The sequence below is a fragment of the Dolichospermum sp. FACHB-1250 genome (assembly GCF_014696335.1).
In the GTDB taxonomy this organism is placed as follows: domain Bacteria; phylum Cyanobacteriota; class Cyanobacteriia; order Cyanobacteriales; family Nostocaceae; genus Dolichospermum; species Dolichospermum planctonicum.
The window spans coordinates 1-25,543 of sequence record NZ_JACJPZ010000054.1 but is presented as its reverse complement, the minus strand read 5'-3'; the positions used below and the strand labels follow the sequence as shown (position 1 = coordinate 25,543).

Sequence of the window (25,543 nt, the reverse complement as noted above, 5' to 3'; positions counted from 1 at the left end):
GAAATAGTTGATAAAGTTATTTCTGTTGCTCTCGATTTGATGAATCCTCAACATTTAAAAAATTGGTTCACTAATTGTTGTTACTGTACCTCATAACACCGGGAAGTGCTGTAATAGTAAATCGCTGACAATTTGCTGACGCAATTTATCATTCAATTCCGGCTGAATAATCTCCTCAACAAAAATTAAATGTACTCCCTTAGAAGTAATTATCGGTTTAATTACCTGTGGGGGTTTCGCACCAAAGACAGCAGCAGATATTTCTGGCTTTAAATCCCGACGATTTAATACTCCTAAATATCCCCCCTGACGACGTAATTCTATATCTTGAATATATTGGTGAGCTACATCATAAAAACTCATTTCTCCTTCTTTGACTGCATAAAAAAGTTCTATTGCTAGATCTTCATCATTAAATACAACTTCATACATGACCACACCAGCATAATTTAGCTGATTTTCAAAGAAGAAAGGTTCGATTTGATCAGAAAATAAATGTTTGCTTAACTTACCAGTAACCACACCAGTATAGACTATATCTTCAAAATCATCTATAGATAAACTATGTTTTTCTAACCATTTCCAAGTGTCATTAGCACTGGTCAGGTCATTATTTAATCGCAGAAAATCCGCTGCTTTTTGTAATTCTTCAACTTCTACTTTTATCCCTGCTTCTTCCGCAGCAGTTATAATCACTTTTCGGCTGATAATTTGCTCAACTAACTCAGGTATTTTACAGGATAATTTAATTTGTTGTAAAATATCTGATTGGGTAATGGTGATGCTTTCTGACATAATTTGCTCCTTAAATACATAAATTATACCCCACCCTAACCCTCCCCTTAGCAAGGGGAGGGGACTGAATTAATCGTTTCCCCCCTTCTCGTTTCTCGTTCCCAGTCAGAGACTGGGAATGCTACCTAGAGGCTCTGCCTCCATGACCTAGTATTAATGAAGGCAGAGCCTTCCGTAATTCATTCCCATACAGAGTATGGGAACGAGGGAAGGGGGATAATTCGATTTGTTTCTTGTTCCCATACAGAGTATCGGAACGGGAGATAATCAAGCTACATTTTTTACCGAGATAATACCCTCACTACACCAATGCGCTAATAACCATTGGTCAGAATCCTTGTCTAGTGATGGTTTGAGACGGAAAGCAAAAAATTCTTCCCATTCCTCTATACCGTGTCGTGAGACAAATTGTTTCTCAACTTCCTTGAATTTTTCCCAGTTACGTTCCGCTATCGCAGTCAACATTGGGATTAATTCAGTAATTGATATGGAAAGTGTTGCTTCACTCATCTGGGTATCCCTCAAAAATACAAACAGTAATAATACCTGATTTTGTTTTTCGTGTTATTAACTAACTACTATGAATTTTCTACAATTTTACTCCTCCTTGTTGCAATTTTTTAAAGGGGTCAAGTAGAAAATCAATAATTCGTCGCTGACGGACAATTACCTCAGCGGTTGCTGTATCCCCTGGACGCAAAGGAATACATTTATTAGCAGTGGGAATACAACTTTTTTTGAGAGAAATTTCTAAGTTATAAGCGGCTACTTTGCCATTGGCTGTATCTATCTCTATCGTATTAGGAGAAATTTTAATTAACTCTCCTGAGATAATACCATAATCCTGAAACGGATAAGCATCAAATTTGAGCTTTACTGGTAATCCTAACCGCAAAAAACCACTATCTGTAGTTGCCATTTGCGCTCGGATTATTAAGGGTGAATTATCTTGAGCAATTTCGGCCACCATTGTCCCTATTTGCACAACTGAGCCGGGTTTTTGAATTGGTAGTTGAAATAATATCCCATTGACAGAAGCTTTAATTTCTCGCTGTCCTAACTGAAATTTTAAGGCATCAATTTGGCGTTTAGTTTGAGAAATATCTGATTTGAGGGAACTAATATCTGTATCTAAACTTTTCTGCTGTTCGGCAATTTTTAACACTGCTGACTGACCAGAAAGGGTTAAAGTTTGATAGCTTCTTTGCTGTTCTCCCAGTCGCAATTTGGCCTGTTCAATATCGGCATGAGATTGGCGCAAATTTCGCTCATAACTGCTTTGTTGTTCTGCTAAACGTAACTTAGCTTGTTGAATATCTGATTGGCTTTGTGCATATAATTTTTGCTTTTCCTTAGCGATATCTTGCTTTTCTACTAAATTAATTTCTGGAATTACTCCCTGTTGTCTGAGTTGACTATAGCGTTTTACTTCTCGCTGACTACTTAATAAGCTACTCTCTGCTAATTGATTAGTAGTTTGACTATTAGTTAGGGTTTGTCGCGCTTGATTAAGTTGAGATAATCTTTCTTCTTTCTGAAATTGATAGGCATTTTTTAGGGTATTAATATTCTGTTGTGCTTGCTCAATTTGTGCTTGTTTTTCTAATTGTTGAGATTGATTTTGTTGTTGTTGGGTTGCTAAGGAGACAATTAACTGATTTTTAGAGGATTTTAACTGAGAAAGTCGGTTTAATTGTCCTTCCAATTTATCTTGAACTTGACGTAATTCTGATTTGACTAATGCCGATTCTAATAATAATAGAGTTTGTCCGGCTTTGACTGTTTCACCTTCTTTAACTTGAATTTCGGCAACTGTTCCCCCTACAGCCGCATCTAATTTCACGGTTTTATCTTTAGGTTCAATACGTCCTCTTCCTGTACCAGTTTCGTCTACTTTAGATAGCAAAGACCAAGGTAAAACTATGGAGACAATTAAGACTAAAAGATATAATAGTCCTCGCGTCCAAACCTGGGGTAAACTATCAAGTGATTCTTTGGTAATTTCCGACCAATCTTCATTGGTAATTTCTGGTAATTCTGGTGATAAATTATCATCAGATTTTGTGATATTCCCATTTAATGTACTTGTCATGATGCACCTTTTTCTTAGTATGAATTTATTGTAGGTTGGGTTAAAGAAACCCAACTATAATCATTGTTAAATCATTGTTGGGTTTCGCTATGGCTCAACCCAACCTACGTTAGTGTTTGTAATTGCTGTTGATTTAGATAGAAATAATGTCCTTTTTTAGCCATTAATTCTTCATGAGTACCACTTTCAATTAACACACCTCTATCTAGTACCAAAATTAAATCAGCATTTCGCACGGTGGAAAGACGATGGGCAATTATTAAAGTAGTTTTTCCTTTGAGAATTGTGTTAAAATTCTGTTGAATTATCCTTTCTGATTCGGTATCTAGGTGAGAAGTTGCCTCATCTAAAACCAATAATTTGGGATTACCTAATAATGCTCTAGCAATGGCTATTCTCTGTCTTTGTCCACCAGATAATAAACCTCCACCTTCACCAATTTGGCTTTCATAACCCATGGGTAATTTTTTGATAAATTCATCAGCACCAGCCATTTTTGCTGCTGCAATTACTTCTGATAAAGGTATTCCTGGATGTCCTAAACTGATATTTTCTCGAATTGTCCCACCAAATAAAAATGTGTCCTGGTCAACCACACCAATTTGTTGTCGAAAAGAACGCAAGGAAAGACTGGTAATATCTTGTCCGTCAATTAAAACTTTACCGTCTGTGGGGGGATATAAGCCGATAACTAATTTAGAAATGGTGGTTTTTCCTGAGCCACTGCGTCCCACTAAGGCTACCATTTGTCCGGGTTTGATTTCAAAACTGAGGTTTTCTAATATATTAATATCGCTTTCTGGATGATAGCGAAATGTGACGTTTTCAAAGCGAATATGCCCCTGAATTGGTGGTAAATTCTGCCGTGATTGATTTTGTAAGTCTTCTTCTGGTTCTGTGTCTAAAACATCGTTAATTCTTTCTACTGCAATCACAACTTCCTGCAATTCATTCCAGAGGACAATTAACCGTTGGAAGGGATTAATAATATTACCCAGCAGCATATTAAATGCTACTAGTTGTCCCACAGTTAACTGATTATGAATTACTAAATATGCCCCAAACCATAATAAAGCTGTGGTAGCTATTGCTTCAATTGTGTTACTAAAAATTTGTAAACGATTGCCGATAACTTGCCCGGAAAAGTTGGTTTTTATCTCTTTATTTAATAACTCTTCCCAATGCCATCTTACTGTTTGTTCTACTGCTGTGGCTTTGACTGTTCGCACACCAGTTAAAGCTTCTATTAAGTAACTACTTTCTTGGTTAACTGCATTGAATATTTCTCTGGAAATCCTTTGTAAAAAGGGTGTGGCAATTAAGGCTAATAAGGCAAAGGGTGGGACAATTATTAAAGCTAATAATGCCATTTTCCAACTGTACCAAAACATCAAGCCTACATAGATAAAGACGGTGAATAAATCTAGGAGAATTGATAATGCTTCACCCGATAAAAAGCGTTGAATTTTGCGGTTTTCCTGCACACGAGAAATAATATCACCCACATAACGAGTCTCAAAAAAACTCAGGGGTAAACGCAATGCATGACGAATAAAACCGACAATTAATGCTAAGTCTATGCGATTGGCTGTATGATCTAAAAGATATTGCCTTAAACCGGTCATGGCTACCCGAAAAAGGCTAAAAATTAACAATCCTATTCCTACTGTTGTCAGGGTCAGTTCTGACCGTTGCACCACTACCCGATCTAAAATTAATTGGGTAAATAGGGGGGTAATTAAGCCAAATATCTGGATAAATATGGAAGCGATAAATACTTCCAACATGACTAAGGAATGGGGTTTTATTAACTCGAAAAACTGCCAAAAAGGTGTAGATGTCTCTTTCGTTTCTTTGAGCATTGCTGTCGGTTGTAACAACAATGTATAACCAGTCCAGTCGCGGTTAAATTCCTTATGGGTGAGGGTACGTTGACCAATAGCGGGGTCGGCCACAATTACATATTTAGGGGTAATTTCGTAGACAACTATGTAATGTTTGCCTTCCCAGTGAACAATGGCGGGTAATTTTTGCTTTGCTAACTGCTTTAAACTAGCTTTGACGGGTCTAGTCGCAAAACCTAGACTTTCTGCTGCTGTTAATAACCCTCGTAAGGATGCACCATTGCGGTCTACATTGGCAATATCACGGAGACGATTTACACTAAAACGTTTCCCCCAATACCTGGACACCATGACTAAACAAGCTGCTCCACAGTCAGAACCACTCTGTTGAGCAAAGAATGGATAGCGTCCTGTCACTCTTTGCCATAAATGCCCCACCCGTTGTCTGGGACTGGGAAAATAGGCTTTATTAATTTTTGATTCTTTTGATTGTGAGGTTAGATAAGGGGTTGAATCTGAATTTGAATTGTCGTTCTCTGGTGGGTTTGGTTTGAGCGGTGTATAATCTGCTTGTATAATCTGCGTTTCTGGGGAGTATGCTTTCTGCCATAAATGTTCTCGAATTTGGGGATACTTGGCTATTAATGGCAATAGTAACTTTTCTGGCAAGAAGTATAACTGTAAATTTGCTGAAGCTCTGGCTGCATAAGGTGGAAATTGAGATTGGGTAAATAAGGTAAATTCACCGAAGGATGCTCCAGGTTCTAGGGTAGTAATTAATTCGTCGTTATCATCTAATAGTCTGACTTTGCCTGTAAGTATGATGTAAATGCCCGGTTCAACATTCTTTCCTGTCCAGAATTTGCCGACTTTAGGGTTGATAGGTTGAAGTTCAGGAAGATAGTGATAAAATTCTTCTGCGGTCAGTGAATACCCCAAGGTATTGTTGATTTGTTCCAGAGATACTAATTGAGCGGAGATATTGTGCGCCATAAATGTCTGAATCCTTTACTGCTTTGTGAAAATTAATAGGTATAATTTCGGAGGAATCGGCGGTATTTGCTTTTTTGAGGTCAGCAATGGCTATTTTGGGTTCTGCGGCTGATTTTGGGCTATTTTGTTCGTTATGGCTGGATTTTGTCCGAGTGGATAAGCCCATTTGTTTGAAAATTCGCTTAAAATGGCGATCGCTCACTTTAAAGCTAAATTCTTGGTAGAGATGTTTCTGCAAGCGATTTAATGTCCAGTGTTGATAAATATAACCATAATCACGAGGATTACTGTATAATAATTCTTTTAAACGTTGTAAATACTCATCACTAACTGATTTAGGGCGACCAATCCGACTATCTTGCCATTGATGCGCCATTCCCTGACGAGCTATGTGTATCCAATGTCTAGCAGTTGCGGGACAACACCCCAAAATTTGACAAATTTCTGCTTGAGTTATCCCCTCGTCCGCTAGTAACATAATTTGAATCCGTTGACGCTGGGATTGAGAGCAGTTTTCTTGTAATGATTTTAACAGCATCTGCCGTTGAAAATCTGATAAAAAGCTACCTAAAGAATTGTCTCCCAGACTATTACTACTTGTACCACTTGTCCATTGATATTGCATAAATGGTTCAAAATTGTCAAAATAAAAGCCAGCAGCCATCTTATCTCTTTTAAAATGAGACTTTTTTGTATTTTAAGGTAACAAGTGAATTATAATACTAGCAATTTATAAAATATTTACATATTTACACTATTCTCGTTCCCAGTCGGAGACTGGGAATGGTATTCTTTTGGCTCTGCTTCCAGAACTTAGTATGAATTAGGACTTACGTAAAATATCTAGAGAAACCTTCTTTTCTTCTGGGAGTTTTCAAGCAAAAAACTTTTCTACACAACGCACAAACATTTCCACACCTATAGGTAAAGCGGTTTCATCAAAATCAAATCGGGGATGATGATGAGGATAATCTAATTTTTTCTCTGCATTTGCAGAACCCAGAAAAAAGTAACAACCAGGAACTTCTTGTAAGAAAAATGACATATCTTCCCCGCCCATGGTTTGACATTCACTGAATACACCAATGGGGATTTCTATCACTTCCTGGGCTACTGAACGCACTAATGCAGCTATGTCTGCATCATTGATCACAGGTGGATAAAGATGGATATAATCTAAGTCATAATTTGCACCGTGACTTTGACAAATTCCCGCAATAATTTTTTCTATGCGTTCTTTAAAAAAACCTGCTAAATCAGGATTAAAATACCTCACGGTTCCGCCCATTTTTGCGGTATCAGCAATGACATTAACTGCCGTCCCTGCGTGTAGTTCTCCTACTGTCACAACTGCCGAATCAAGGGGGTTAATATTACGGGAGACAATGGTTTGTAAAGCACTGACTATTTGCGCCGCTACCACTAAAGAATCTACGGTTTGATGGGGAATTGCTCCATGTCCACCTTTACCGAAAATGGTACAGCGGAACAATTCCACAGCGGCCATTAATGCCCCAGGGCGGACTCCCACTGTCCCTAAAGGCAGATTATTCCATAAATGTAAACCGATGATAGCATCAACATTAGGGTTATTCAGTACACCTGCTGCTATCATGGGTTTTGCGCCACCTGGACCTTCTTCTGCGGGTTGGAAGATAATTTTTACAGTTCCGTTCAATTCTTGACGGTGCTGATGGAGATAATAGGCTGTACCGAGAGCGATCGCTGTATGTCCATCATGTCCACAAGCGTGCATTATCCCCTCCCGTTGAGAACAATAGGGAACTTCATTGAGTTCTTGAATAGGTAAAGCATCCATATCAGCCCGAATTGCTAATACTTTACCAGAGGCAGATTTTTCCCCTTTAATAATAGCCACAATTCCCGTTTGAGCAATTCCCACTTGATGTTCAATTCCCCAATTTTGCAACTTTTGGGAAATAAATTCAGCGGTGATTTTTTCCTGAAAACCTAATTCTGGTTTTTGGTGAATTTGTCGTCTCCACTCGACTAATTGCGGTTGTAAAGCCCGAATTTCTAACCGCACATTTTTGAGATTTACTGTTGAAGCCAGAGGAAATGTAGAAACCATATTATTACCTAAAAGCTAAAACTTGAAAATTTAATATCCCCAACTTCTTTAAGAAGTCGGGTATTTCTTTGTTGAGAAATTATTGAGGATTGGCATATAATGTTTCCCAATCCAAACCAGCAGCAATTTCGGCAAGTTTTTCTAAATCTTGGGGATTTTCGACATAGGGAACACAACCTAAAACTGGTATATTTGTCAATGATTGAATTAACCTGACTGGAGTTAAATCAGCAATTTCTTCCTCCTGTCGCGGTTGGATACAATTAAGAACAATACCACGGAGGGCGATTTTAGTTTGTCTAGCTAATGCTACATTAGCAACGGCATTTGCGATCGCTCCCAATCTCACAGGTACAACCAAAATTGTCGGTAATCGCCATTCTCCTGCTAAATCAGCTACTGTTAACTCATCAGTAACCGGTGAACCTAAACCCCCCAAAGATTCAATCAATACCAGATCACGTTGTTTTTGTAAAGCTAACAAAGTTCGCCAAACTATGGCCAAATCAACTTGGCGATTTTCCTTAGCAGCGGCTATAGGTGGGGCTAAAGGTGCTTGAAAATACAAAGGTGTAATTTCTGCTGGCGACTGTTCAAGACTAAACAGAGTTTGATACAGTTCCCTATCTCCCATACCCGATTGAATTGGCTTCATAATCCCCAAACTGCGCTGAGGATAATATTTTTGCCAATAAGCGGCTAAAGCCGTTGTGACAACAGTTTTACCCGCTTCTGTATCAGTTCCCGTAATCAGTAAAGTTTTCAACAATGTTTTTTGCTAGAAATGATGACTTAATGCGTAAAAAAGTAGGCTGAAAACCCTGTCATTGCGTAGGGGTAATTCATGAATTACCCCTACTTGCTGTTTTGGGTCAGTTCTGAGGTTCTTTTCATAATTTAGCGTTAATTAGTCCCATTAAATTCTGATGTGGGGGTTTCTATTGGGGTGGGGGTTTCTATTGGGGTGGGGGTTTCTATTGGGGTGGGGGTTTCTATTGGGGTGGGGCTTTCCGTCGGGGTGGAGGTTTGCGTCGGGGTGGGGGTTTCTATTGGGGTGGGGGTTTGCGTCGGGGTGGAGGTTTGCGTCGGGGTAGGGGTTTCCAGAGGCTTTGGTGGTTCTAAAGCCACGTTTAAGCTATAACTAGCCTGGGACTCTTCACTAGATAAACCCAATTGAATAATATATCTGCCACTATCAGGCAATATTCCCTCATGGGAAGTAGATTGTTGATATTGAGTATTAATTATTTCACCATTAGGATTAAAAATCCTCATGACAATACCACTATCTTTATTTACAGATACAGTTAATTTTTCCCCAGCTTTAGCCTCCAAAGTATATTGAATTAAATCATTTTTCCTGATAATTCCCTCCAATTCTGCCGTATTAGACTTGTCTAATTTGAGACGTTGGCGAATAATAACAGGTTCACTATTGGTATCTGTAGATCTAGGGCTTGGTGTTAATTTGTTACCACTGGGAATAACGGGTGAAGGAAAGGATTGTGGCGTTGTTGTAATTTCCGGCGCAGAACGAGGCTGTTTTTTAAGTGAATTTACAAATGTCCAAGAACCAAATCCCGCTAAAATAATCACAATAAAACCAATTACTCCCAACACCAAAGGATGATCTAAAATAGACGCACTTTGACTAGAAGCCGAAATTTCTGGCTGTTTAGGTATTTTTGATCTCGGTTCAGGACGATTACCGACAGCGATAGTTCGTAGGTAAGATAGATTATTAGGGGCGGGTACGTTCCCATGGTCTACATTTAGCAGTGCTTGAGTAACATCAGTAGCACTTTGATAACGGTCTCCCGGCTTATGAGACAACATTCGCTGGAGAATCTCAGCAAATCCTGGTGTCACATTCACCCATATTTGCCAATTCCATCTCAGTTGTTGTTCATCAAATAAATCCCCTGGTTCTTTCCCAGTCAACAAAACTATGGCCGTCACAGCCAACGCATATAAATCACTACTAGGATATACCCTACCCGTTTGCATTTGCTCACTAGGCGCGTAACCTAATTTTCCCACAGTTGTCACCGAACTAGGGCTGGAAGACTGTAATTTAGTAGCTAATTCCTTGACTACGCCAAAGTCAATTAATACAGGTAAAGAATCGCTTTCCCGTAAAATAACGTTCTCTGGAGAGATGTCACGATGAATAATTCCTTGACCGTGAATGTAGCTGAGAACAGGCAACAAAAAGCGTAGTAAATGTAATACTTCTACCTCTGTAAAAGCTGTCCCAAGCTTTTGGCGTTCGTTCAATAAATGGCGGTAAGTTTTACCAACTACGAAATCTTGCACCAAAAACAATCTTTCATTTTGGGCAAATTTCTCTCGAAACTTGGGAACTTGTGGATGCTGTATTTGATACAATATAGCAGCCTCGCGCTCAAATAACTCTTGTTCCTTTCCACCAGCAGATGTTCCCATAACTGGAGCAATTAACTCTTTGAGGACACAAAGCTCACTAAAGCGCCTTTGGTCTTCTGCTAGATAGGTTCTACCAAATCCCCCTTGTCCAATAATATGGATAATGTGGTAACGATTTTGGAGAATAGTACCAACTGTAATCGGTGATTGCATGGTCTATTAATTGAATATAATAGCTACTGACTTAGAATTTAGCCAAAATATCATCCATCCACAATAGGACTTCAAGTGTCTCAATTGTGGCTTTTTGTAAATTTCCTCAGCTAACCTGCCTAAAAGAAAGTGTATACTAGAAATGAGTCTTGCATTATTCTATTCTTGTATTCTGCCTTTAGTCAGGATGCGTCCAACATAGTAGCAGCTATAATTGGGGGTGACAAAATCAACCATTATAGCAGCAACAGTCAAAATGGCTGTTTAATCCTTAAATGATATGGTTTTTCGGCGACCAGCTAATTTTGCTAGGTTTTTCTGATTTATAACATAAATATTTAATCTTCAATTTACTAGTTCATTAATTGGTAACAAGTATCATAAAATAATTGTTTGCACATTCGTTGCTTTTAATGATAGCTGTTGTACCACCCTAGAGCTAACGTGAAGATCACTATTATTTGTTTGTTTACTCCATTTCAGTTAAATTTGCTCAATCTCTAATGATACTATGAATGTACTTCGAGAATCTGCTGTGCTGAGTTCTGCAACTTTACCAGTCCAACCAATGACAACCGGACTACCCGACAATAATCGCTTGCGATTGTTTTCTGGTTCTGCTAACATGGCATTATCCCAAGAAGTGGCTCGTTACCTGGGAATGGACTTGGGTCCGATGATTCGCAAAAGATTTGCGGACGGAGAACTGTATGTTCAAATCCAAGAATCAATTCGCGGTTGTGATGTCTATTTAATTCAGCCATGTTGTCAACCCGTTAATGACCATTTAATGGAATTACTAATTATGATAGATGCCTGTCGTCGAGCTTCTGCACGACAGATAACAGCAGTAATTCCCTATTATGGTTATGCTCGCGCTGACAGAAAAACCGCCGGAAGAGAATCAATCACTGCTAAGTTAGTCGCTAACTTGATCACAGAGGCTGGTACTAATCGAGTTCTGGCTATGGATTTACACGCAGCGCAAATACAGGGTTATTTCGATATCCCCTTTGATCATGTCTATGGTTCACCAGTAATTCTGGATTATCTCATTAGCAAAGAACTACAGGATATTGTTGTTGTTTCCCCGGACGTGGGTGGAGTAGCACGGGCCAGAGCATTTGCCAAAAAGTTAAATGATGCACCACTGGCAATTATTGACAAACGCCGTCAGGCTCATAATGTCGCCGAAGTATTAAATATTATTGGTGATGTTAAAGGTAAAACCGCTATATTAGTAGATGACATGATTGATACTGGTGGTACGATTACTGAAGGAGCTAAGTTACTGCGTCAAGAAGGAGCAAGTCAGGTATATGCCTGTGCTACTCATGCTGTGTTTTCTCCACCAGCAATTGAGAGGTTATCCAGTGGGGTATTTGAGGAAGTCATAGTCACTAACACTATTCCCATTCCTGAAAACAACCGCTTCCCCCAATTAGTTACGCTTTCAGTCGCTAATCTACTTGGAGAAGCAATTTGGCGCATTCACGAAGATACCTCACTCAGTAGTTTATTCCGTTAATCAACAAATAAATATAAATATCAATTTATGAAGGATGAAACGGTTCGTTCTTCATTTTTTGTATCTCGCTAGTATTTCTAATATAGCAGTGCTTTGGTTAAATGTTACGTTACGGAAATAGGTTCAGATTGGGTGGTTGGTTTATGCAATCCTAGGTTAAACATGATGTATTTATTGCTGCTATTGCTGATGTGGATATTACTGTGATAATTAGTAGGCGATCGCGGGCTGGAAGTATTGATATTCAAGATGCTATAATGGTATACCAGCAGTTAAAAAATGATCTCCAATCTGAATATTATTAGCTTTTGGCTTACTGTTGATTAACCCTCACGACCACTCTTCAAGCTAAACCATGGTCTTGATATTTATTATCAAAATAATAATATTTGTGGCAATTACGCTATAATTATTAAAGGTTCGTTACAGAACTGGCAAAGTATCCCCACTTCTGTTAAAAGACCCCAGCCCAAGACTTCTTCTAAAAACCCTCAAGTTTACCACAACCATCTATGACGCTCCCAATTCGTAACGTCGCCATTATCGCCCACGTTGACCATGGTAAGACCACCCTAGTTGATGCTCTCCTCAAACAGTCCGGCATTTTCCGCGAAGGCGAAGACGTTCCGGATTGTGTCATGGACTCGAACGCTTTGGAGCGGGAACGAGGCATTACTATTCTTTCTAAAAATACAGCGGTTCGCTACAAAGAAACTCTCATCAATATTGTTGATACCCCTGGACACGCTGACTTCGGCGGGGAGGTAGAGCGGGTACTCGGTATGGTGGACGGTTGTTTGCTCATTGTTGATGCCAATGAAGGTCCAATGCCCCAAACCCGCTTTGTACTTAAAAAAGCTTTGGAAAAAGGTCTGCGGCCTATTGTCGTGATTAACAAAATTGATCGCGGACAAGCTGACCCCCACGTTGCTGTTGACAAGGTTTTGGATCTGTTCTTAGAATTAGGGGCGGATGAAGACCAATGTGACTTTAAATACCTATTTGCCTCCGGGATGGCAGGTTTCGCTAAAGAAAGTTTAGAAGCGGAATCAGTAGATATGCAGCCTCTATTTGATGCGGTTCTCCGCCATGTCCCCGCACCTGTGGGAGACCCTAATAAACCTCTGCAACTGCAAGTTACTACTCTCGATTATTCTGAATATTTAGGACGAATTGTCATTGGTAAAATCCACAATGGTACTATCCGCGCCGGACAACAAGCGGCTCTAGTAACAGAAAGTGGTAATATTGTCAAGGGTAAAATTACCAAATTAATGGGATTTGAAGGTTTAAGACGGGTAGATATGGAAGAAGCTACCCCAGGTTATATTGTAGCAGTTGCTGGTTTTGCTGATGCTTACATCGGTGAAACTATTACAGATCCTAATGAACCCCTGGCTTTACCCTTAATTAAGGTAGATGAACCAACTTTACAAATGACCTTCTGGGTGAATGATTCCCCTTTTGCAGGTCAAGAGGGTAAACTGGTAACATCTCGCCAAATACGCGATCGCTTATTCCGGGAATTAGAAACTAATGTGGCATTGCGCGTTGAAGAAACGGACTCTCCTGATAAATTTTTAGTTTCCGGTCGTGGTGAATTACACTTAGGGATATTAATAGAAACCATGCGCCGTGAGGGTTTTGAATTTCAAGTATCTCAGCCGCAGGTAATTTATCGTACAGTTAACGGTCAGCCTTGCGAACCTTTTGAACTTCTGGCTTTAGACGTTCCCGCCGATGCTGTTGGTAGCTGTATCGAACGGTTGGGACAACGAAAAGCGGAAATGCAAGATATGCAGCCCGGAGGTGGAGACCGCACCCAATTAGAATTTATCGTTCCTGCCCGTGGTTTAATTGGTTTCCGAGGTGAATTCATGCGAATGACTCGCGGTGAAGGTATCATGAACCATAGCTTCCTTGATTATCGTCCACTTTCTGGCGATATTGAAGCCCGCAACAAAGGCGTTTTAATCTCCTTTGAAGAAGGTGTTTCTACCTTCTACGCCATGAAAAACTGTGAAGATAGAGGCGCATTCTTTATCAGTCCTGGAACTAAGGTTTACAGAGGTATGATTATTGGTGAACATAATCGTCCCCAAGACCTAGAATTGAACGTTTGTAAAACCAAGCAGTTAACTAACCATCGCGCGGCGGGTGGTGATGAACTTGTGCAGTTACAAGCACCCATAGATATGAGTTTGGAACGAGCGTTAGAATACATTGCTCAAGATGAATTGGTCGAGGTAACACCGGAATCTATTCGTCTCCGCAAAATGTCCAAGAAATTGGTCAAACGCTAATATCTGTAGGGGTGGGGTTTTCCCACCCTGATTTATTAATCTGCGTTGATTCAGAAAGATAACTTTTTCAAATATCCATTTTTATAAAATTTCCACTTTTGCAATAGTCAGTTGCTATTCTCAATAATCTTGAGAATATTATCAATAATTTTACGGAAATAGGTTTTTTCAGCCATTGATATTGACATTTTTTTCTGCTATTATTTAGTTATGATCCAAAGGGGTTATATTTTTATTTTTTTTTATTTTTTAATCTGACTCTGTGTATGGAGCATTTTAAATGTATTTTATATAACTATTCCAGACACAGAGAAAAGAGGTTAAAAGGTTAAATTAAATATTTAAATCCTTTAAAGCTAAACGAATTTGCTCTAAGCGGGTGCGGTTGACACCAAAATCAGAATCTCCAACACGAGATGAGGAACGGATATGAATTACCGACTCATTGCTAGGGAAATAAAACTCTAGATCATCAACAAATTTGAAAATGCGGCTTTTAGAAATAGCATGAATATAATTATCTGCTTGTTCTATAACTTCTGTGCGGGGAACAACAGTGAGAACTTTTAGCAAGGTTTCTCTAGCTTGATCTCGCGCTACATGATAAGTAATGGGTTGAATACTGTGTTTAGTATCAGCATTTTGACTAACAACACAGTTAGGAGAAGTTGGACAAGGTTTCAAAGAACCTGACTCCACTCCCAAGCTAGAAGCCCAACTAGTCCCAGGAACTATTAAAATCATCATCAGAGCTAGAAATAGCGAAAAAATAATATTTTGTAGTCGGTTGATAGTTGTTAAATTGGACATTATTTGTTTGATGTTATATGCTGCAACTTCAGCTATTTTATTAGCTTGAGATACATTTTGGCAAGTTAGGCAAATTTGAATTTTCACGATTTTACTAGCTTTGGTATGTATTATCTCGCTTTTTTCAATAAGGCACAGCAGGAGTTTATCACGGATCTAGTTGCAGATAATATAAGTGTATTTGGGTGGAAATATGAATATTTTTTCATATATACGGTGACAAAAAAGATGATATAAGTTTAATTAAAGCACCATTGGAGTTTTACGAAAAACTCATAAGTTTTTTAAATATTTTTTTTAAAAAAAATCCCACTATCATGTTTATCGAGAATATAGCTAGGTCATTCTCAATAATATTGAGAATACTATCAATAATTGAACGAAGTTACTAGGGTATTGACCTCTTGACTTTTTATGCTATTATTGAGGTGTAAAATCCGAGGGTTTTTTATATCTAAAATTAACCTTGGATATTCGTTTGTCCTAATTCTGATCCTCACTTGAGTTCGTCCATGGATACGCTTGTAATATCTTTAATGTAGGGGTGAGCAATTGCCCCTACATTCCTAAGAACGTTTCTACAATTGTGAGTTATTTCACAGCAACTAATTCCTTATTAAAGAAAGCTTGTAAAACTGTTGCTGCAATTTGGTCACCAGTCAAGCCTAATTCTGTGTAAGATTGGTCAGGTGTGGCATGATCTACCAAAATATCAGGTACACCAATTCGTTTGACAGGAACTAGAATATCAGCATCAAGTAAAACTTCAGCTACCGCAGAACCAAAACCACCCATTAAACAACCTTCTTCCAAAGTGACAACCCGGCCAATTTGTTTAGCCAATGGTAAAATCAAATCGGTATCTAAAGGCTTGACAAAACGGGCATTAATTACAGTAGCTTCAATCCCATGTTCGCTGAGAATTTGGGCAGCTTGCATTCCTGGGTAGACCATTGTACCATAGCCGACGATTAAAACATCGTCACCTTGACGGATAATTTCCCCCTTACCGATTTCCAAAGCTTCCCAACCTTCTTCCATTAAAGGGACACCGTGACCATTACCACGGGGAAAGCGCATAGAAATAGGTCCATCTGTGTAGTTAATGCCAGTAACCACCATCCGTTGTAATTCTGCTTCGTCCTTGGGAGCCATTACCACCATATTGGGAATACAACGTAGATAAGCAATATCATACATACCTTGGTGGGTCGGACCATCAGCACCAACAATACCTGCCCGATCTAAACAGAAGAATACGGGTAGGTTTTGAATACAAACATCGTGAATAATTTGGTCATAAGCACGTTGTAAGAAAGTGGAATAGATAGCAGCGACAGGACGCATACCTTCACAAGCTAAACCTGCGGCTAAAGTCACAGCGTGTTGTTCCGCAATTCCTACATCAATATACTGATGAGGTAGTTTAGCTTGTAGTTTATCTAAACCCGTACCAGTAGCCATTGCAGCTGTGATACCGACGATTTGGGGATTTTGTTCCGCCAATTTAACTAGGGTGTGAGAAAAGACCTTAGCGTAAGCAGGAGGTTTAGGTTTACTAGAAGGAATTGCTTTACCAGTAGCCAAATTAAAGGGAGTTTGGGCATGATATCCTACTTGGTCCTTTTCCGCTATTTCATAGCCTTTACCCTTAGTTGTGACTACGTGAACCAAAACAGGACCAGTAATTTGATGTGCTTGTTGGAATGTAGTAATTAACTCCTCTAAATTATGTCCGTCAATTGGACCCATATAGGTAAAACCCAATTCTTCAAAAACCGCACCTACTTTAGGAACTGCTAAACGCTTCATTCCTTCTTTAATGCGTTCTAGTTCTGGGGAAAGAGACTCACCCACAAAAGGAAGATGTTTTAACTGTTCTTCAATACCATCTGAGAGAAACTGTACTGGTGGACTCAGACGCATTTTATTGAGATAACGAGGAATTGCACCTACATTGGGAGAAATAGACATCTCATTGTCGTTAAGAACCACCAGGAGATTAGTTTTTGGCAGGTGACCAGCGTGGTTAATAGCTTCTAAAGCCATACCTCCAGTTAAAGCACCGTCACCAATGACAGCAACGGCTTTAAATTTTTCCCCTTTCAAGTCACGGGCTAAAGCCATACCCAAGGCAGCGGAAATACTTGTAGAAGCGTGTCCTGCACCAAAATGATCAAATTTATTCTCGCAGCGTTTAAGATAACCTGCAACGCCGTCTTTTTGGCGGAGAGTGTCGAAGTTGCTGTAGCGTCCGGTGATTAGTTTGTGAGGATAAGCTTGATGACCGACATCCCATATTACCTTATCCCGGTCTAAATCTAAGGTTTGGTAAAGCCCTAGTGTTAATTCTACCACACCCAAACCAGGACCCAAATGCCCGCCAAAGGCGGCTACGGTTTGTAAATGCTTCTCACGAATTTGACGAGCAATTTGTTCTAACTGTCGAATTGACAAACCATGCAACTGGTTAGGATGGGTGATTTCACTCAAGTGCATATTATCAGCTTTTCCTCTCTAACTCTTCTTTTGGCATAATTTTATTATCCCACTTCCGGTGGCCTCTAAAATCTGACGTGATGACAACGGGTACGACAGGACTCGAACCTGTGACCGTCCGCTTAGAAGGCGGATGCTCTATCCAACTGAGCTACGTACCCATGAAGCCTTCACCATTATATCTAATATTCTCCAAATAGGCAAGAGGAAATTTAAAATTTCCTGATTCCAGTCAGAAGATGCAAGTGATTGGTGAGTTGAGGTACACTAGGAAACAAAATAGATCCGATATTCAGATATATTGTGATGTTAAGGAGTAATTGCCTATGAATATAATATAAATTAAATGCAACTCCCGAATTTTACTCTGGTTTTGTATCCAGGTTAATGGCAAATTATCTTTCTCAAATAATTAAGTAATTATACCCTATGGTAATGCTCTAAAGAAAACTACATATTCTTTATCAACAAAGCCCTTGTGAGGAGTATTCTAAGTGTTTATTGGCGTGTGATTCCGGTCCATAGTTCTAGAATACGAAGTATCATTGAGTATTCAACGCCAAGACCGTGGACGCAAACAAACTTAACAAATTTTGGTGTCTACCGTGAGAAAACTAACAGATTCTGACAAACAAGAAATTCTCAAGTTATATCGAGAAAGTGCGGAAACAACTTCCACTTTAGCAGAACGCTATGGTGTGAGCAATTCCACAATTAGCAGACTGCTCAAAAGTACTTTACCAGAAGAGGAATACGAATATCTCGTATCTTTAAAACGCGCTGCTAGAACCCCTGAGGGTAGAGCGCAGGTAAGTTATGATCAGTTACCGCTGTTGAACCAACCACTATTGCTATTAGAAGCGTCTACCGGCTTGAGCAGTGGTGAGGAGTTATCAACGCCAGAACCGGAAAAGCTGATCATAGCAGCAAAAGTAGATGGTGATCCTGATTTTCCTGAAGATATTCCGGCTAATAGGCGGGTAAAAACACGCTCCTCAGCGGTGGAACAACCCCAGCCTCCGGTCATAAAAGAATCTCCAGTTATCAAGGAACTGGAAATTGTCAGACATAAGCCCACAGAAACGCCAATTATTCCCAAACCTAAGTTGGAGGTGCAAACTCGACGTTCACAGCCAAGTCTGTTTGCGGAAATTTTGGATGAAGATTTGCTGGATGAACCTGATGATTTAGATGATGATGATTTAGATGATGATTTGTATGATGATGAGGAGGACTTTGAGGACGAGGACTATGAAGCTCCCAAACCTCTGGTTACTAGACGGAAAAATGGAGAAGCATCTGTTCAAGTTTTACCATTGTCAGTTGCCCATTTACCAAAAACCTGCTATTTAGTAATTGACCGCTCTGCGGAATTAATTACCCGGCCACTCAAGGATTTTGGTGATTTAGGTCTCATTCCCAGTCTGGAAAATCAACAGAAAACTCTGCCCATTTTTGATAATCATAGAGTAGCTAAACGCTTTTCGACAAAGCGCGATCGCGTTATCAAAGTTCCTGACAGTCAAGTTCTTCATAAGGCTAGTAACCATCTACAAGCCAAGGGAATTACGCGACTGTTAATTGATGGTCAGGTTTACTCATTGTCCTTAGTTTAAAGACAATGGTGATATTTGCTGGTTGGAGTAGTTTTCTACTCTAACCGCTGCTTTATAAAATTGCCGCAAAACGATTAGATAAATCAATAATATCCTGTTGGCGAGCAATTTTTTCAACCCATTCCGGGGGAATATTTTCTATACCGTAATAAATTCCCGCTAACCCACCAGTCACTGCAGCCGTAGTATCTGTATCTCCCCCTAAATTAACAGCTTTGAGAACTGACTCAGTGTAAGATGAGCTAGTTAATAAACACCAAATAGATGCTTCTAGAGTATCAATTACATAACCGCCTGAATTAATTTGGTTATCAGGTAATTCGGCAATTTTACCGCGTTGATCTAAAATGGTAATTTATGTCAATGATCAGGCTGGCCTCTGATCATGTTATTATTAAAATAATATTCATAATTCCGACCAAATTCAAGTAGTTTAATTAGCCCAATAAGTGCTATTAATTGCCTAATTTCGGTTTCATCTACCGCTTTATTCAGAAACGTATCTACCGTAATGGTTAACTCTGCTGCTTCTTTTGTTACTAACCGTAAACCTTCTAAAGTAGAAGGTATCAAAGAAAATAGTAACTTTTTGCGTGAACCCGTGGCAACTGAAATCCTTCAGGATACCACCCACTTTAGTGAAGACGCAATTCAGATTCTCAAGTTCCATGGTTCTTATCAACAAGATAACCGTGATAACCGCGTCAAGGGACAGGAAAAAGATTACCAAATGATGCTGCGGACAAAAAGTCCCGGTGGGTTAATACCACCACAGCTATATTTAGCCTTGGATAAACTGGCTGATGAATATGGTAATCATACCCTCAGAGCCACTACTCGCCAAGGTTTTCAATTACATGGTATCTTAAAAAAGAACCTGAAAACGGCGATCGCTACAATTATCCAGAATCTTGGTTCAACTTTGGGTGCTTGTGGTGACATTAACCGCAATGTTATGGCTCCTCCAGCCCCCTTTAAAAATCGCTCAGAATACCAATATGCTTGGGAATATGCCCAAAATATCGCTGATTTGCTTTCTCCCCAAACTGGCGCTTATTATGAGATTTGGTTAGATGGGGAAAAAGCCATTAGCGCCGAAGAACATCCAGATGTCAAAGCAGCGCGACAAAGTAACGGTAATGGTACTATTTTTCATGATTCCGTAGAACCTATCTATGGAACTCATTATATGCCCCGGAAATTTAAAGTTTGCGTGACGGTTCCTGGGGATAATTCCGTTGATTTATATTCCCAAGATTTGACCTTGGTAGTAATTACCAATAAAAAAGGTGCATTAGCAGGATTTAATATCTTCGCTGGTGGTGGTTTGGGTAGAACCCATAACAAAGAGGAAACCTTTGCCAGAATTGCTGATCCCATTGGCTACGTAGGCAAAAATGATGTATATAATCTGGTGAAAGCTATAATTGCTACACAGCGAGATTATGGTGATCGCACGGACAGACGACACGCAAGACTAAAATACTTAATTAATGATTGGGGTGTAGATAAATTCCGCACCAAGGTAGAAGAATACTTTGGTAAACCTCTCGAACCGTTTAAACCTCTAATCCAGTTTAAATATAAAGACTTTCTCGGCTGGAATGAACAGGGAGATGGTAAGCTCTTTGTAGGTATTTCCATTGATAACGGGCGTGTAAAAGATGATGAGACATTGCAACTCAAAACCGCTTTGCGGACAATTGTTGAACAATTTAATCTCCCCATTCGCTTAACAGGTAATCAAAACCTGATTTTTTACGATATTGCACCGGAGCATAAGGAAGCCATTCAAGAGATTCTCGACAACTGCGGCGTTGTAGCAGATCCCAACCAAATAGCAGCATTAACACGCTATGCTATGGCTTGTCCGGCTTTACCTACCTGCGGTTTAGCAATTACAGAATCAGAACGAGCCATTCCCGAAATTTTAACAAGAATCCGGGCTTTATTAGATCAACTGGGTTTACAAAAAGACCATTTTGTGGTCAGGATGACTGGATGCCCTAATGGTTGCGCTCGTCCTTATATGGCAGAATTAGGTTTTGTGGGTAGTGGTGTGGAATCTTATCAAGTGTGGTTAGGTGGTTCACCAAATCAAACTCGTTTAGCCCAACCTTTTGTGGAAAAACTGCATCACAATGATATTGAAAGTTTCCTAGAACCGATTTTTGTTTTCTTTAAAAAATCCCGCACACCCAAAGAAAGTTTTGGCGATTTTTGTGACAGAATGGGTTTTGATGCCATTAGGGAATTTGTGGCTAATTACACACCAGGAGATCCTACTAGCAGCGGTAAATCACGTCATAGGGTAAGTCTACGGGATGATTTTTATCAGCAACTCAAGGAAACTGCTGAAAAACAATCGCGGCCGATGACTGATTTAGTACATGAGGCTTTGGAGAAGTATTTCCAAGATTCATAAGTAGATAAGTAGATATTCTCACGCAAAGACGCAAATTTTTTGCGTGGGATTAGATTAATGATGGTATGGTTTTTATTGCAGAGATGCTAAGATTCACCAGGAAGGAAAGATATATGCAAAAACTCTTAATTACGGGTGTTAGCGGTTTTCTAGGTTGGCATCTTTGCCAATTAGCAAAACGAGAATGGGAAGTTTATGGTACATATTATAGCCATTTTTTAGAAATACCTGATATCAAAATGGTGAAGGTGAATTTGACTAACTTCCAGGAATTAAAGGGCTTATTTAATCATATCAAACCCGATGCAGTAATTCACGCAGCAGCCCAATCTCAACCTAATTATTGTCAAATAAATCCCCAGGAATCCTATAATATCAATGTTACGGCATCTTGTGATCTGGCTGGACTTTGTGCGGATAATTCTTTACCTTTTGCTTTTACCTCTACTGACTTGGTTTTTGATGGTTTAAATGCACCTTATAGAGAAATAGATTCAGTATCTCCGGTAAATATTTACGGTGAGCAAAAAGTTGCGGCTGAAGCAGGTATATTAAAAGTATATCCCCAAGGGGCTATTTGTCGAATGCCGTTAATGTTTGGCAAGGAAACACCGACAGCAAAAAGCTTTATTCAGCAATTTATGCAAGTATTGAAAGAGGGAAAAGAACTCAATTTATTTATAGATGAATTTCGCACTCCGGTTAGTGCAAATACAGCCTCCAAAGGTTTATTGTTAGCTTTAGAAAAGGTGCATGGGATTATTCATTTAGGTGGAAAAGAAAGAATTTCTCGTTATGATTTTGGGAAAATATTAGCTGAAATCTGGCAATTTCCAGATGATCAATTAAAATCCTGTTTTCAAGAAGATGTGAAAATGGCAGCACCTAGACCAAAAGATGTTTCTTTAGATAGTTCAAAGGCTTTTGCTTTAGGTTATAATCCATTATCTGTGCGCGAGGAATTAGAAATATTAAAATCATATTAAGTAGGTTGGCGTTAAAAATTGTCGTTATGACAAGGGAACTCTTAACAGGGAACTCTTAACAGGTTTTGGGAAACTTTACTTTTCGTTACTTATGTCGGTTTTTTTCCGTTCACCTACTTAAAATCATATTAAAATCTCTGGCTGTCAATAAAATGTAAATAAAAAAAATGAGTAAAAATCTTCAAGGGAAAATAGCCTTAGTTACAGGTGCTACTAGAGGTATTGGTAAGGGAATTGCTGTGGGTTTAGGTGAAGCAGGTGCTACTGTGTATATTACCGGGCGCACTTTTGAACCCAATAATTATGAGCATTTTGGCGGTAGTTTACGGGAAACTGAAACCGCTGTTATCGAAGCTGGTGGGGTTTGTATTCCTGTACAAGTTGATCATAGTGATGATGAGCAAATTCGTCAACTTTTTGCACGTATTGAGAGCGAACAAAATGGTCAATTAGATATTTTAGTTAATAATGTTTATGGCGGAGTACAAGCATTAAGAACAGCCTTTGGTAAGCCGTTTTGGGAATCAGAACCGGGTTTTTGGGATGCTGCTAATAATGTAGGTTTAAGAAGTCATTATGTGGCTAGTATTTATGCTGCAAGAATGATGACCAAACGCAAAAAAGGGGTTATTTTTACTATTTCTTCCTGGGGAGGAATGTCTTATATTTTTAGTGTTCCTTATGGTGTGGGAAAAAGTGCTTGTGATAGATTAGCCGCAGATATGGCTAAGGAATTAAAACAATATAATGTAAGTTCTCTGGCTATTTATCCGGGTATTGTGGGTACGGAACAGATTACAAATTTTGCCAAAGAACAGAGTTCAGAAAATGGTAATTCTTCATTATTTGCTGATGGTTATAATTGGGAAACACCATTATTTACTGGCAGAGCGATCGCTAGTTTAGCATCTGATGCTAATATTATCAAGTATACAGGTAAAATTCAAATTGTCGCTGAAGTTGCCAAGAGATATGGAATTGTAGATCAAAATGGTAATCGTCCTGTATCTTTACGTTCTTTGCGGTTTATTTTACCAATGGCTATACCTTTTTTAAGAAATTATGCTTGGTTAATTCCTGATTTCACCATACCTTGGTTTGTGATTTTCTTCTTGATGATTGGTAGTAGGTTTTAGGAATTGGGATTTTTTACAAGAGTCTATTGTGATCTTAATTTTTAGGGAAATAGTATACAATGAATAAAAAGTCCTCAAGTAGTGGATAAAATCATGGTTAACCAACTTTTAATCAATGATATTGATAATTGTGATGTACCAGATGTCAACCTGCTAGTCACCGAAGATGATACACCCGTGGATAATCTCGCATCGGCTAAACAACAACGTCTTTTAGTTGGTTCTCTTTACAGTGCTTTTAAAAATCAGGTTTTTTTAGCTGAAGCCAATTTTGGTATTTATCATACTTATGGTGAACCCGCTATAGTTCCTGATGTATTTATCAGTTTTGATGTTGAAGTTCCTGAAAATTGGTGGGAAAAACAAAACCGTTGTTACCTAGTTTGGAAATTTGGTAAATCACCCGAAGTTGTCATCGAAATTGTCTCTAATCAAAAAGGTGAGGAATTAGCGAATAAACTGAAAATCTATGAACAAATGCGGGTATCTTACTATATTGTCTATGACCCAAATCAACAATTAGGAGAACAGGTTTTAAGAATTTACACTCTCAAAGCTAGACGTTATGTAGAAACGACAAACAACTGGTTAGATGAGATTGGATTAGGTATAACTTTATGGACAGGAGAATTTGAAGGTAGACATAGTTCTTGGTTGCGTTGGTGTTACGAAGATGGTACAATTTTAGCGACCGGTGATGAACGCGCTCAATTATTAGCGGAAAGATTAAAGGCTTTGGGTGTAGATCCTGATAGTATTTAAAGGTGATTAAGTAAGGGTAAATCGCAATGCTAAACCCTTGCGAATGGGGATTTAAGGATTTTTTTTGTCTGAATCAGGATAACCAGGATTAAAAGATTTATGGCTAACGCCACGCTTCGCTATCAGGACGTTGTTGTTTGATTGTCTATGAGAAGTACAGATTTTAGGATGTTAGATAATAAATTATCCGTTAAATTATTTGTTGTTATTTGTTGACTGTTGGTGTAACTGTATTTTATAATATCTCAATATTCACAGACAATTAAAATTTCAGCATTCCACCAACAATTTACAAATTACCATCCTGTACCTCCTTTAATTTGGTGCTAATTATTAATTTCCAGAAAATGGAAAACGCAAACATAAGAGAGGTCTTACTTGTTGAATAGTTTCAAAATCACGATCATTATGAATTAGGGTTAGCTGGGTTTCTATTGCTATTTGGGTAATACAACAATCTATACTACTTCTAACAGTTAAACCTTGTCTTTGTAAATCATAATAAATTCGTGCTGCGAAAACCCAAGTATTATCAGTTGCTTCAAGATAGTCTTGTTCTTGCAGGTAGGTTTACAATAACATCCACTCCCTTTCATCCCGACAACCTTGTAATAATTCCATCTGGGTAAATCGAGTCAGAAAGATATTTTCATCTTTGATAAGTGTCTGGAGATTTTGACGTGCAACTCCTGTTTTATCGCGTAAAACATTCATCCAAACGGAAGTATAAATCAGAAACATTTCGATTTTCTCGCAATGCTTTGTAATCGTAGTCAGGAGTAAATTGAATTTGTCCACTTAAATCAAGTAAGTTCCGCTTTTTACGAGCGCGAATTAGTTCTTGTAATGCTAGATGAATTAACCCACATTCCGCACCCTGAACTGTCACAGATCAAAAAAGCAGAGATAGTAGTACATAATAACTAACGATCAATTAAAGAGAAATAAGCTTAATGAGAATACATATCATTAAAAGGGGGGTGGTGTGAGAAAGTAAAGTTTCCTAAGGAGTCCGAATTCAAGATGATTAAAAAATTTATTATTCAGAAAGCAAGAAATGAGAG

The 25,543-nt window shown here is 38.8% G+C and carries 18 protein-coding genes, 1 tRNA gene and 1 pseudogene; 7 read left to right on the top strand and 13 right to left on the bottom strand.

Going from position 1 to position 25,543, the window contains the following annotated elements; genetic code table 11:
* Positions 1-90: 90 nt before the first annotated feature.
* From H6F39_RS16780 to H6F39_RS16745, 8 genes are all read right to left on the bottom strand, one after another.
* Positions 91-795: a peptidylprolyl isomerase gene (locus H6F39_RS16780; RefSeq protein WP_190397074.1), complete on the bottom strand. Its 705-nt coding sequence runs from the start codon at positions 793-795 to the stop codon at positions 91-93.
* Between the two features lie 267 nt (positions 796-1,062).
* Positions 1,063-1,305 carry a hypothetical protein gene (locus H6F39_RS16775; RefSeq protein WP_028084424.1) on the bottom strand — a complete coding sequence of 81 codons (243 nt, stop codon included), beginning with the start codon at positions 1,303-1,305 and terminating at the stop codon, positions 1,063-1,065.
* 79 nt (positions 1,306-1,384) lie between these two features.
* Positions 1,385-2,887 (bottom strand): HlyD family efflux transporter periplasmic adaptor subunit, encoded by a 1,503-nt coding sequence (locus tag H6F39_RS16770; RefSeq protein ID WP_190371509.1) that lies wholly within the window; start codon positions 2,885-2,887, stop codon positions 1,385-1,387.
* 104 nt (positions 2,888-2,991) lie between these two features.
* Positions 2,992-5,724, bottom strand: a complete 2,733-nt coding sequence (locus H6F39_RS16765) for a peptidase domain-containing ABC transporter (RefSeq protein ID WP_190397073.1) — start codon at positions 5,722-5,724, stop codon at positions 2,992-2,994.
* Complete coding sequence (locus H6F39_RS16760; protein WP_242028662.1) at positions 5,624-6,388, bottom strand: helix-turn-helix domain-containing protein; 765 nt, start codon at positions 6,386-6,388, stop codon at positions 5,624-5,626. The genes H6F39_RS16765 and H6F39_RS16760 overlap by 101 nt, the downstream gene beginning before the upstream one ends.
* Positions 6,389-6,598: 210 nt before the next feature.
* Positions 6,599-7,816, bottom strand: a complete 1,218-nt coding sequence (locus tag H6F39_RS16755; RefSeq protein WP_137906287.1) for a M20 family metallopeptidase — start codon at positions 7,814-7,816, stop codon at positions 6,599-6,601.
* A 79-nt stretch (positions 7,817-7,895) separates the two neighbouring features.
* Positions 7,896-8,585 (bottom strand): dethiobiotin synthase, encoded by a 690-nt coding sequence (gene bioD / locus H6F39_RS16750; RefSeq protein WP_236097040.1) that lies wholly within the window; start codon positions 8,583-8,585, stop codon positions 7,896-7,898.
* A 134-nt stretch (positions 8,586-8,719) separates the two neighbouring features.
* Positions 8,720-10,414, bottom strand: a complete 1,695-nt coding sequence (locus H6F39_RS16745; protein ID WP_137906288.1) for a serine/threonine-protein kinase — start codon at positions 10,412-10,414, stop codon at positions 8,720-8,722.
* 511 nt (positions 10,415-10,925) lie between these two features.
* On the opposite strand from H6F39_RS16745, the gene H6F39_RS16740 reads away from it, so the two are divergent.
* Both H6F39_RS16740 and typA read left to right on the top strand, forming a co-directional pair.
* Positions 10,926-11,942, top strand: coding sequence for a ribose-phosphate pyrophosphokinase (locus H6F39_RS16740; protein WP_137906289.1), 1,017 nt, complete (start codon positions 10,926-10,928; stop codon positions 11,940-11,942).
* A 512-nt stretch (positions 11,943-12,454) separates the two neighbouring features.
* Positions 12,455-14,245: a translational GTPase TypA gene (typA, locus tag H6F39_RS16735; RefSeq protein WP_028084433.1), complete on the top strand. Its 1,791-nt coding sequence runs from the start codon at positions 12,455-12,457 to the stop codon at positions 14,243-14,245.
* Positions 14,246-14,578: 333 nt separating this feature from the next.
* On the opposite strand, the gene H6F39_RS16730 is transcribed toward typA, so the two are convergent.
* From H6F39_RS16730 to H6F39_RS16720, 3 genes are all read right to left on the bottom strand, one after another.
* Positions 14,579-15,055, bottom strand: coding sequence for a DUF1499 domain-containing protein (locus H6F39_RS16730; RefSeq protein ID WP_190397075.1), 477 nt, complete (start codon positions 15,053-15,055; stop codon positions 14,579-14,581).
* Positions 15,056-15,646: 591 nt separating this feature from the next.
* The gene (dxs, locus tag H6F39_RS16725) at positions 15,647-17,554 is read right to left on the bottom strand and encodes a 1-deoxy-D-xylulose-5-phosphate synthase (protein WP_137906290.1); all 1,908 of its coding nucleotides are present in this window, start codon (positions 17,552-17,554) and stop codon (positions 15,647-15,649) included.
* A gap of 87 nt (positions 17,555-17,641) precedes the next feature.
* Positions 17,642-17,715: transfer RNA gene (locus H6F39_RS16720), tRNA-Arg, on the bottom strand.
* A gap of 444 nt (positions 17,716-18,159) precedes the next feature.
* Here H6F39_RS16720 and H6F39_RS16715 point away from each other — a divergent pair.
* Positions 18,160-19,170: a transposase gene (locus tag H6F39_RS16715; protein ID WP_190371512.1), complete on the top strand. Its 1,011-nt coding sequence runs from the start codon at positions 18,160-18,162 to the stop codon at positions 19,168-19,170.
* A 52-nt stretch (positions 19,171-19,222) separates the two neighbouring features.
* Here the strand turns inward: H6F39_RS16715 and H6F39_RS16710 are convergent.
* A pseudogene (locus H6F39_RS16710) lies at positions 19,223-19,504 on the bottom strand (ADP-ribosylglycohydrolase family protein); the annotation flags it as partial.
* A gap of 177 nt (positions 19,505-19,681) precedes the next feature.
* Here H6F39_RS16710 and sir point away from each other — a divergent pair.
* From sir to H6F39_RS16690, 4 genes are all read left to right on the top strand, one after another.
* On the top strand, positions 19,682-21,595 hold the full coding sequence (sir, locus tag H6F39_RS16705) for a sulfite reductase, ferredoxin dependent (protein ID WP_137906291.1): 1,914 nt from the start codon (positions 19,682-19,684) through the stop codon (positions 21,593-21,595).
* 113 nt (positions 21,596-21,708) lie between these two features.
* Positions 21,709-22,581: an NAD(P)-dependent oxidoreductase gene (locus tag H6F39_RS16700; protein ID WP_137906292.1), complete on the top strand. Its 873-nt coding sequence runs from the start codon at positions 21,709-21,711 to the stop codon at positions 22,579-22,581.
* A gap of 167 nt (positions 22,582-22,748) precedes the next feature.
* A complete protein-coding gene (locus H6F39_RS16695; RefSeq protein WP_137906293.1) occupies positions 22,749-23,717 on the top strand; it encodes an SDR family NAD(P)-dependent oxidoreductase in 969 nt (322 codons plus the stop codon).
* 93 nt (positions 23,718-23,810) lie between these two features.
* A complete protein-coding gene (locus H6F39_RS16690; protein WP_190371514.1) occupies positions 23,811-24,479 on the top strand; it encodes a Uma2 family endonuclease in 669 nt (222 codons plus the stop codon).
* A 694-nt stretch (positions 24,480-25,173) separates the two neighbouring features.
* On the opposite strand, the gene H6F39_RS16680 is transcribed toward H6F39_RS16690, so the two are convergent.
* Entirely contained in the window at positions 25,174-25,368 is a 195-nt protein-coding gene (locus tag H6F39_RS16680) for a hypothetical protein (RefSeq protein ID WP_190397077.1), read from the bottom strand.
* Positions 25,369-25,543 lie beyond the last annotated feature (175 nt).

Coding starts and splice junctions, on each gene's coding strand:
- H6F39_RS16700 (WP_137906292.1), top strand. CDS start 21,709: ATGCAAAAACTCTTAATTACGGGTGTTAGCGGTTTTCTAGGTTGGCAT.
- H6F39_RS16765 (WP_190397073.1), bottom strand. CDS start 5,724: ATGGCGCACAATATCTCCGCTCAATTAGTATCTCTGGAACAAATCAAC.
- H6F39_RS16745 (WP_137906288.1), bottom strand. CDS start 10,414: ATGCAATCACCGATTACAGTTGGTACTATTCTCCAAAATCGTTACCAC.
- H6F39_RS16770 (WP_190371509.1), bottom strand. CDS start 2,887: ATGACAAGTACATTAAATGGGAATATCACAAAATCTGATGATAATTTA.
- H6F39_RS16775 (WP_028084424.1), bottom strand. CDS start 1,305: ATGAGTGAAGCAACACTTTCCATATCAATTACTGAATTAATCCCAATG.
- H6F39_RS16760 (WP_242028662.1), bottom strand. CDS start 6,388: ATGGCTGCTGGCTTTTATTTTGACAATTTTGAACCATTTATGCAATAT.
- dxs (WP_137906290.1), bottom strand. CDS start 17,554: ATGCACTTGAGTGAAATCACCCATCCTAACCAGTTGCATGGTTTGTCA.
- H6F39_RS16740 (WP_137906289.1), top strand. CDS start 10,926: ATGAATGTACTTCGAGAATCTGCTGTGCTGAGTTCTGCAACTTTACCA.
- sir (WP_137906291.1), top strand. CDS start 19,682: ATGGTTAACTCTGCTGCTTCTTTTGTTACTAACCGTAAACCTTCTAAA.
- H6F39_RS16780 (WP_190397074.1), bottom strand. CDS start 795: ATGTCAGAAAGCATCACCATTACCCAATCAGATATTTTACAACAAATT.
- typA (WP_028084433.1), top strand. CDS start 12,455: ATGACGCTCCCAATTCGTAACGTCGCCATTATCGCCCACGTTGACCAT.
- H6F39_RS16755 (WP_137906287.1), bottom strand. CDS start 7,816: ATGGTTTCTACATTTCCTCTGGCTTCAACAGTAAATCTCAAAAATGTG.
- H6F39_RS16690 (WP_190371514.1), top strand. CDS start 23,811: ATGGTTAACCAACTTTTAATCAATGATATTGATAATTGTGATGTACCA.
- H6F39_RS16730 (WP_190397075.1), bottom strand. CDS start 15,055: ATGTCCAATTTAACAACTATCAACCGACTACAAAATATTATTTTTTCG.
- H6F39_RS16695 (WP_137906293.1), top strand. CDS start 22,749: ATGAGTAAAAATCTTCAAGGGAAAATAGCCTTAGTTACAGGTGCTACT.